General features: G+C 66.8%; 9 protein-coding genes. 7 read left to right on the top strand and 2 right to left on the bottom strand.

Annotated elements, in window-relative coordinates:
• Nucleotides 1–230: 230 nt before the first annotated feature.
• Nucleotides 231–1,103, bottom strand: a complete 873-nt coding sequence (locus tag JNN06_RS08075; RefSeq protein ID WP_291239080.1) for a hypothetical protein — start codon at nucleotides 1,101–1,103, stop codon at nucleotides 231–233.
• Nucleotides 1,104–1,636: 533 nt separating this feature from the next.
• Nucleotides 1,637–2,503 carry a branched-chain amino acid aminotransferase gene (locus JNN06_RS08070; RefSeq protein ID WP_291239079.1) on the bottom strand — a complete coding sequence of 289 codons (867 nt, stop codon included), beginning with the start codon at nucleotides 2,501–2,503 and terminating at the stop codon, nucleotides 1,637–1,639.
• Nucleotides 2,504–2,648: 145 nt separating this feature from the next.
• Between JNN06_RS08070 and JNN06_RS08065 the strand changes: the two genes are divergently transcribed.
• From JNN06_RS08065 to dxs, 7 genes are all read left to right on the top strand, one after another.
• Entirely contained in the window at nucleotides 2,649–3,149 is a 501-nt protein-coding gene (locus JNN06_RS08065; RefSeq protein ID WP_291239078.1) for a MarR family transcriptional regulator, read from the top strand.
• Complete coding sequence (locus tag JNN06_RS08060; RefSeq protein WP_291239077.1) at nucleotides 3,146–3,868, top strand: response regulator; 723 nt, start codon at nucleotides 3,146–3,148, stop codon at nucleotides 3,866–3,868. Before JNN06_RS08065 ends, JNN06_RS08060 begins: the two co-directional genes overlap by 4 nt.
• Nucleotides 3,869–3,945: 77 nt before the next feature.
• Nucleotides 3,946–4,440, top strand: coding sequence for a hypothetical protein (locus JNN06_RS08055; protein WP_291239076.1), 495 nt, complete (start codon nucleotides 3,946–3,948; stop codon nucleotides 4,438–4,440).
• Nucleotides 4,441–4,604: 164 nt separating this feature from the next.
• Nucleotides 4,605–5,525, top strand: a complete 921-nt coding sequence (locus tag JNN06_RS08050) for a histone deacetylase family protein (protein WP_291239075.1) — start codon at nucleotides 4,605–4,607, stop codon at nucleotides 5,523–5,525.
• Entirely contained in the window at nucleotides 5,522–5,761 is a 240-nt protein-coding gene (locus tag JNN06_RS08045; RefSeq protein WP_291239074.1) for an exodeoxyribonuclease VII small subunit, read from the top strand. The genes JNN06_RS08050 and JNN06_RS08045 overlap by 4 nt, the downstream gene beginning before the upstream one ends.
• A gap of 11 nt (nucleotides 5,762–5,772) precedes the next feature.
• Entirely contained in the window at nucleotides 5,773–6,642 is an 870-nt protein-coding gene (locus JNN06_RS08040) for a farnesyl diphosphate synthase (RefSeq protein WP_291239073.1), read from the top strand.
• Between the two features lie 22 nt (nucleotides 6,643–6,664).
• On the top strand, nucleotides 6,665–7,936 hold a 1,272-nt coding region (gene dxs, locus JNN06_RS08035; protein WP_291239072.1), incomplete at its 3' end, for a 1-deoxy-D-xylulose-5-phosphate synthase.

Raw genomic sequence — 7,936 nt, 5'->3', positions numbered from 1 at the left:
ACCGATACGCAGGGGCTTTTGACGGTGCGGCTGTTCGGCGAGCATGATTTCGCGGTGGAGGAGGCGGTGCATCTGACGCCGGATCAGGCGCGTGCCTTCCATTTTGACGCCGCCGGGCTGCGGCTGCGGCGGTAACGGGCGATACGCTTGGGCGGGCCAAGCGTAACGGCCTATACGCTTTGCAGCCCTGCGGCGCGCAAACTGTAACGGGCGATACGCTTTCGCGCCGCTCAGGGGGTGATCATCTGCACGCCGGGCAGGGTGGCGATATAGGCCAGATCGCGCTCATAGGTTTCGGTGAGGGTCGCGATGGTTTCGGCGGTCCAGCCGGGCACGTCGATCTCGGTTTCCAGCCGGGTCGGCTCGGCGAATTTGTCGAGGAAGGCGGAGACGACGCGGCGGCGCTGGCTGGGGGTCTGGGGCGGGTGGCTTTCCAGATAGACCTCCATCCGGCGCAGGCCATCGGCGGTCATCAGGCCGGAGAGCAAGTCGTCGCGCCCCGAAAGCGGCAGCCCGTCGGGGTGATCGGCCACGGCCTGCAAGACCTCGGGCCAGATCAGCGGCGTGTCCTCATCGGCCCAGACGGTGAGCGGCACGCCGGGGTTGCGCTCCAGCAGGTTGAGGATGAGATCGGACCAGCGCAGGTCGAGCGGGTCGGTGCCCTCGATGAACTCGGCCCAGGGGCGGCCGCGCTGCTTGCGCAGCAGGTCGGGCAGGTAGGTGGCGGGGTTGCGCAGGCCGATGAAGAATTCGGCCTCGATCTCCGGGAAGATGTTGCAGATGGCGCGCATGCGGTCGCCGCCGGTGCGGTAAAGCTGGCCCTTCACCGCCCAGGCCGGGAAGGCGAGGAAGTTTTCCCAGGAGAGGACCATCCGGTCGGCGACCTCGGCATCCATGATCTGATCCAGCACGATGGCCTGGGTTTCGGTGGGCGCGACACGGCCCTTGAGCTGGATTGCGGTATCGCGGATCAGGTTGCGGTAGCGCTCGGGGGCGGGAACCTCGATGCCCTGTTCAGCCAGCATGTCGGCATTGCGGTGCAGGGTGCGCACGAGCCGGTCTTCGTCGGTGCAATGCACCCCGAGGTGATATGCGATGCGCATGGGTGGGCCTGCCTGTCCGCCATTCTGGTCTTTGGGGCGACTACCCGGGTTTTGGCGGGAAATACCCGGCTGGCGAGCGGGGGGGGGGGCTTTGGCCGTGGCCTTGGGCCTTGGTCATGGGGGAACGGTGGCGAGTTTGGGCCGGAATGAGGAAACGCATCGCGTTTCCCCGGCCCTGTGGGAACGGCGCCGCAAGACCGGATCAGCAAAAGATCGAGAGGCCTGCGCCCGCCCGGCGGGTGTGAAGCACCCGCCCCCGGCAGGGCGGGCGCTGGCCGGGGGCTTCGGGCCACCGGCCCGATGTGGAGAAGTTTCCACATGACCTCGGCGATGGCCTCGGCCATTAGGGGGCGTCGTCGTGTTTGGTGTCGGGTGCGCTGGGCCGGACTCCGGAAACGCAGCGCGTTTCCCCGGCCCTGAGGGAACGGCGCCGCAAGACCGGATCAGCGCTGGCCGGTGGCGTCTCGCCACCGGCCCGATGTGGAAACGGTGCCGCGTGACCGAGGCAATGGCCTCGGCCATGGGGGGCGGGTTTACGCCCGCACCAGCGCCTCATATTCGGTGGCGATGTCGCGGGTCAGCGCGCCGACCTCGAACACGTAATCGCCGATCTGACCCACCGGCGTGACCTCGGCGGCGGTGCCGGTCAGCCAGCATTGCTCGAACTCGGCCAGCTCGGCGGGCAGGATGTGGCGCTCATGCACGGTGATGCCCTTGGCGCGCAGCATGCCGATGACGGTTTGCCGGGTGATGCCGTTCAGGATCGCGTCCGGCAGCGGCGTATGCACCTCGCCGCCCTTCACGAAGAAGATATTCGCCCCGGTCGCCTCGGCCACATAGCCGCGATAATCGAAGAACAGCGCGTCAGAGCAACCCTTGGCCTGCGCGGCGTGCTTGGACATGGTGCAGATCATGTAAAGCCCGGCGGCCTTGGCGGCGGTGGGGATGGTTTCGGGCGAGGGGCGCTTCCATTTGGCGATGTCGAGCTTGGCGCCCTTCATCTTGGCATCGCCGTAATAGGCGCCCCAGCTCCAGCAGGCCACGGCCAGACGGACCGGGTTGCCGAGCGACGCCACCCCCATCTCCTCGCCCGCACCCCGGAAGGCCACGGCGCGCACATAGGCATCGGTCAGGCCATTGGCGGCCAGCACGGCCTCCTTGGCTTCGTTGATCTGTTCGACCGTATAGGGGATCGGCATGTCCAGCAGCTCGCCCGATTTCAGCAGGCGCTGCGAATGCTCGGTCGATTTGAAGATCTTGCCATTGTAGCAACGCTCGCCCTCGAAGACCGAGGAGGCATAATGCAGGGCGTGGCTGAGGATATGCACCTTGGCCTCGCGCCACTCTACCAGCGCGCCATCCATCCAGATCTTGCCGTCCCGATCATCATAGCCAGCCATCGGCCTCTCCCCCATTTTGCAAATATTGCGCAGCGTGGCGCGGTATTGCGCCAAAAGTTGCGCAAAATCTGCGATTGGCTAGCGGTTGTGGCTTGGAAAGTCAATAAGGCTGACGTAACTTGCGGCCAAGCATGGGGAGGCGGCGATGAGAGAGCCGGGGCCGGGCGGGGAAAGCCTGCTGTTCCTGACCGACGAGCAATTGCGCAAGGGCATCGAGGCGATGTTCTTTGCCTATCGCGGGTTCACGGCCGATCCCGACCGGATTCTGGACGGGATGCATTATGGCCGCGCCCATCACCGGGCGCTGCATTTCGTGCATCGCAGCCCCGGCACCACGGTGAACAATCTGCTGAACATTCTGGGCGTCACCAAGCAAAGCCTGAACCGGGTGCTGCGCAGCCTGCTGGATGATGGTCTGGTGGAAAGCCGGGTGGGCAAGCAGGACAAGCGCGAGCGTCACCTCTATCTGACCGAAAAGGGCGCCGAGCTGGAGCGGGCCTTGTCGGATGCGCAGCGGGCGCGGATGCGGGCGGCCTATCGCGCGGCGGGGCCGCAGGCGGTGCAGGGCTTCCGGCAGGTGCTGGAGGCGATGATGGACCCGGAGATGAAGCGGCAATATCAGGCGCTGAAGGAGGGCGGGGCATGAGCGAGGCCATGGCGCATCTTCTGGTGGTGGATGATGACGAGCGCATTCGCGGGCTTTTGCAGAAGTTCCTGATCCGCAACGGCTTTCTGGTGACGGTGGCGCGGGATGCGGCGCAGGCGCGCCGCCTGCTGGAGGGCCTTGATTTCGATATGCTGGTGCTGGATGTGATGATGCCGGGCGAGGATGGCATCGCGCTGACCCGGGCCATTCGCGCGCGGCCCGGCGTATCGGGGGGCGTGCCGATCCTGCTGCTGACCGCCAAGGGCGAGGCGGCGAACCGGATCGAGGGGCTGGAGGCCGGCGCCGATGACTATCTGGTGAAGCCCTTCGAGCCGAAGGAATTGCTGCTGCGGATCAATGCCATCCTGCGGCGGATGCCGACGGCGAAGGCGCAGGCTCCGGGGCCGAAAGTGCTGCATCTGGGCGAGGTGCGCTATGACATGGAGCGCGGCGAGCTGTGGCATGGCAGCGATCCGGTGCGGCTGACCGCGACCGAGGCGCAGCTGATGCGGGTGCTGGCGGCGCAACCCGGCGAGCCGGTGAGCCGCGAGCGGCTGGTGGGCGACCTTGGCCCGGCCGAGGAGCCGGGCGAGAAGGCGCAGGAACGCGCGGTGGATGTGCAGATCACCCGGCTGCGCCGCAAGATCGAGGCCGACCCGAAACAGCCGCGCTACCTGCAAACCGTGCGCGGCGCGGGCTATATGTTGCAGCCGGATTGACGGCTGGCAGATTGACGCAGGGCCGGGCCTTCGTCACTGTGCCCTTGGCTGCCGCAGAGGCGGTGATGGAGGCAAGAATGAAGGTTGCGAAACTGCTGGTGTCCGGCATGGCTTTGGCTGCGTCGGTGGTAATGGTGCAGGCGCAAGAGTTGCAGACCTTTGACACGGTGGAGGGCTGGGAGATCCTGATCGACCCGACCATCGGCAATGGCTGCCTGATCAATGCGCAGTTCGAGGATGGCTCGGATGTGCGGATCGGGTTCGACCGGGCGGCGAATACGGGCTATCTTTGGGCCTCGAACGAGGCCTGGGGCGATATTGAGGAAGGCATGGCCTATCCGCTGTCCTTCAGCCTGGATGGCGAAGTTTACAAGGGTGAGGGCAAGGGCCTGTATATCGACGAGATGCCGGGCGTCGACATTCCCTTTGACAGCATGGATTTCCTGCTGGCGCTGGCCGAGAAGAACAGCATGGAGCTGTCGACCGATTCCGGCCCGGTGATGACGATCAATCTGGCGGGCACCGACGCGGCGCTGGCGCGGGCGATCGAGTGCCAGGACGCGCAGGGCTGAATGTGAGGCGGGGTGTTGCGCCCCGCCGTTTCAGTTAAGACGGGGGAGATTCTGCCCCGCGCCAATCGTAAAGACGGGGGGCATTCTGCCCCGCCGTTCCAGTTAAGACGGGGGGCATTCTGCCCCCCGGGCCCCCCTGAGGATATTTGGATCAGGTTGAAGCGATGACGCTGGTTTTTGCGCATGCCGATTGTCTTTTGCATCGGGAGCCGGAGGGGCACCCGGAGCAGGCGGCGCGGCTGCGGGCGGTGGAGGCGGCTTTGGCCGGGCTGGCGGTGGCGCGGCGCGCGGCGCCGGTGGCGGAGCGGGCGGAGGTGTTGCGCTGTCACCCGGAGCGCTATCTGGCGCGGGTGGAGGCGGCTTTGCCGCAGGCGGGGTTGGCCATGCTGGATGGTGACACCTATCTGGCGCCGGGGTCTTTGACGGCGGCCTTGCGCGCGGTGGGCGGGGTTTGTGCGGCGGTGGATGCGGTGATCGCGGGCGAGGCGCGGAACGCCTTTGTGGCCTGTCGCCCGCCGGGGCATCATGCCGAAACCGCGCAGGCCATGGGCTTTTGCCTGTTCGGATCGGTGGCGATTGGCGCCAAGCGGGCGCTGGATCATCACGGGCTGGCGCGCGTGGCGGTGCTGGATTTCGATGTGCATCATGGCAATGGCACGCAGGATTTGCTGTGGGACGAGGCGCGGGCGCTGTTCGTCTCCAGCCATCAGATGCCGCTTTACCCCGGCACCGGCACGGCGGAGGAGCGCGGCGCGCTGGGGCAGGTGGTGAACCTGCCGCTGCGGGCGGGCAGTGGCGGCGCGGCGATGCGGGCGGTTTGGGCCCGGGCGCTGGGCCGGGTGCGCGATTTCAGGCCGGAGTTGATTCTGCTGAGCGCGGGCTTTGACGCGCATGAGGATGACCCGCTGGCGGGGCTGAACTGGCAGGTGGCGGATTTTGTCTGGCTGACAGATGCGATTTGCGATCTGGCCGAGGAAGTTTGCGGCGGGCGGGTGGTATCCGCCTTGGAGGGCGGATATGATCTGGCGGCGCTGGCGGCCTGTGCGGCGGCGCATGTCGAAGTGCTGCTGCGGAGAGACCCATGAGCGAGAAGCCGATTGCCGAGATGAGCTTTGAGGAGGCGATGGCCGAACTGGAGGCTGTGGTCGGCAAGCTGGAGCGCGGCGATGTGGCGCTGGAGCAGAGCATTGCCTTTTATGAGCGCGGCGCGCAGTTGAAGGCGCATTGCGAGGCGCGCCTGAAGGCGGCGGAAGAAAAGGTCGAGCTGATCCGCGCGCAGGAGGGCCGGGCCGTGGGCACCACCCCGGCGCAGGGTCTGTGAGCGCAGGGGCTTTGACTTTTCAGGATATTTTGCAGGCCGATGCGGCGCTGGTGCAGGCGCGGCTGGATGCGGCGCTGGCCGGTCTGGACGATGTGCCGGTGGTGCAGGCCATGCGCTATGCGGTGCAGGGCGGCAAGCGGCTGCGGGCCTTTCTGGTGATGGAATCGGCCCGGCTGCATGGCGTGGCGCCGGAGGCCTCGGTCAGTGCGGCGGCGGCGGTGGAGGCCCTGCACGCCTATAGCCTGATCCATGACGATATGCCCTGCATGGATGATGACGACCTGCGGCGCGGCCTGCCCACGGTGCATGTGAAATGGGACGAGGCGACGGCGGTGCTGGCGGGCGATGCCTTGCAGACGCTGGCCTTTGAGCTGCTGTGCGACCCGGCCTTGGGCGCGGCAGAGCGGCGGCTGGCCCTGGTGGCGGGCCTGGCGCGGGCCAGTGGGGCGCAGGGCATGGTGCTGGGGCAGGCGCTGGATATTGCGGCGGAAACGGCGCCCGCGCCCTTGACCCTGCCCGAGATCACCCGGTTGCAGGCCGGGAAGACCGGCGCCCTGATCTGTTTTTCTGCCGAGGCCGGGGCCTTGATGGCCGGGGCCGACCCTGCGCCGCTGCGCGCCTATGCCGAGGCGCTGGGCCTTGCCTTCCAGATTGCCGATGACATCTTGGATGTGGAGGGCAGCGAGGCCGCCACCGGCAAGCGTGTCGGCAAGGATGCCGAGGCGGGCAAGGCCACATTCGTCTCGCTTCTGGGGCTGGAAGGCGCGCGGGCGCGGGCGCGGGATCTGGTTGCGGTGGCGGAAAACGCCCTTTCGCCCTATGGCGAGGGGGCCGCTGCCTTGATCGCAGCGGCGCGCTTCGTTATCTCGCGGCAAAGCTGACGCGCCCCGAGGAGGGCCTGCCATGACCGATCTACCCAAGACCCCGATCCTTGACCGTGTGCGCGTGCCCTCGGATATGAAGGGGTTGAGCGACCGCGAGCTGCGGCAGCTGGCCGATGAATTGCGCGCTGAGACCATCAGCGCGGTCTCGGTCACCGGCGGGCATCTGGGCGCGGGTCTGGGTGTGGTGGAGCTGACGGTGGCCCTTCACGCCGTGTTCAACACCCCGCGCGACAAGCTGATCTGGGATGTGGGGCATCAGTGCTATCCGCACAAGATTTTGACCGGGCGGCGCGACCGGATCCGCACCTTGCGCACCGAGGGCGGGCTTTCGGGCTTCACCAAGCGCAGCGAAAGCCCCTATGACCCGTTCGGGGCGGCGCATTCCTCCACCTCGATCTCGGCGGCCCTGGGGTTCAAGGCGGCGGCGGATCTGGGCGGCGACCCCGGCGATGCGATTGCGGTGATCGGCGATGGCTCGATGAGCGCGGGCATGGCCTTTGAGGCGATGAACAATGCGGGCCATCTGGGCAAGCGGCTGTTTGTCATCCTGAATGACAATGAAATGTCGATCGCGCCGCCGGTGGGGGCGCTGTCGAGCTATCTCAGCCGGCTTTATGCCGAGGCGCCGCTGCAAGACCTGAAACAGGCGGCCAAAGGCATGGTGAGCCTGTTGCCCGAGCCGTTGCAGATGGGCGCGCGGCGGGCAAAGGAAATGCTGAAAGGCATGACCGTGGGCGGCACGCTGTTCGAGGAACTGGGGTTCTCTTACGTCGGGCCGGTGGATGGGCACGATCTGGACCAGCTTTTGCCGCTGCTGCGCACGGTGCATGAGCGCGCGACCGGGCCGATGCTGATTCATGTGATCACCAAGAAGGGCAAGGGCTATGCCCCCGCCGAGGCAGCGCTGGACAAGGGCCATGCCACGGCCAAGTTCGACGTGCTGACCGGGGTGCAGGTGAAGGCGAAATCCAACGCGCCGAGCTATACCAAGGTGTTCGCGCAGGCCTTGTTGGCCGAGGGCGCGCGGGATGACAAGATTGTGGCGGTGACGGCGGCGATGCCGGATGGCACGGGCCTCAATCTGTTTGCCGAGCGGTTTCCCAAGCGCTGTTTCGATGTGGGCATTGCGGAACAGCATGCGGTGACCTTTGCGGCGGGGCTGGCGGCGGGGGGGCTGAAGCCCTTCTGCGCGATCTATTCCACCTTCTTGCAGCGCGGCTATGATCAGGTCGTGCATGATGTGGCAATTCAGCGCCTGCCGGTGCGCTTTGCGATTGATCGCGCGGGCCTC

The organism is Gemmobacter sp., from assembly GCF_016792925.1.
Taxonomy (GTDB): domain Bacteria; phylum Pseudomonadota; class Alphaproteobacteria; order Rhodobacterales; family Rhodobacteraceae; genus Gemmobacter.
Note: the sequence above shows the minus strand (reverse complement) of the source record. Positions and strands in the feature narration are given on the sequence as shown.

Coding starts and splice junctions, on each gene's coding strand:
- JNN06_RS08075 (WP_291239080.1), bottom strand. CDS start 1,103: ATGCGCATCGCATATCACCTCGGGGTGCATTGCACCGACGAAGACCGG.
- JNN06_RS08070 (WP_291239079.1), bottom strand. CDS start 2,503: ATGGCTGGCTATGATGATCGGGACGGCAAGATCTGGATGGATGGCGCG.
- JNN06_RS08065 (WP_291239078.1), top strand. CDS start 2,649: ATGAGAGAGCCGGGGCCGGGCGGGGAAAGCCTGCTGTTCCTGACCGAC.
- JNN06_RS08060 (WP_291239077.1), top strand. CDS start 3,146: ATGAGCGAGGCCATGGCGCATCTTCTGGTGGTGGATGATGACGAGCGC.
- JNN06_RS08055 (WP_291239076.1), top strand. CDS start 3,946: ATGAAGGTTGCGAAACTGCTGGTGTCCGGCATGGCTTTGGCTGCGTCG.
- JNN06_RS08050 (WP_291239075.1), top strand. CDS start 4,605: ATGACGCTGGTTTTTGCGCATGCCGATTGTCTTTTGCATCGGGAGCCG.
- JNN06_RS08045 (WP_291239074.1), top strand. CDS start 5,522: ATGAGCGAGAAGCCGATTGCCGAGATGAGCTTTGAGGAGGCGATGGCC.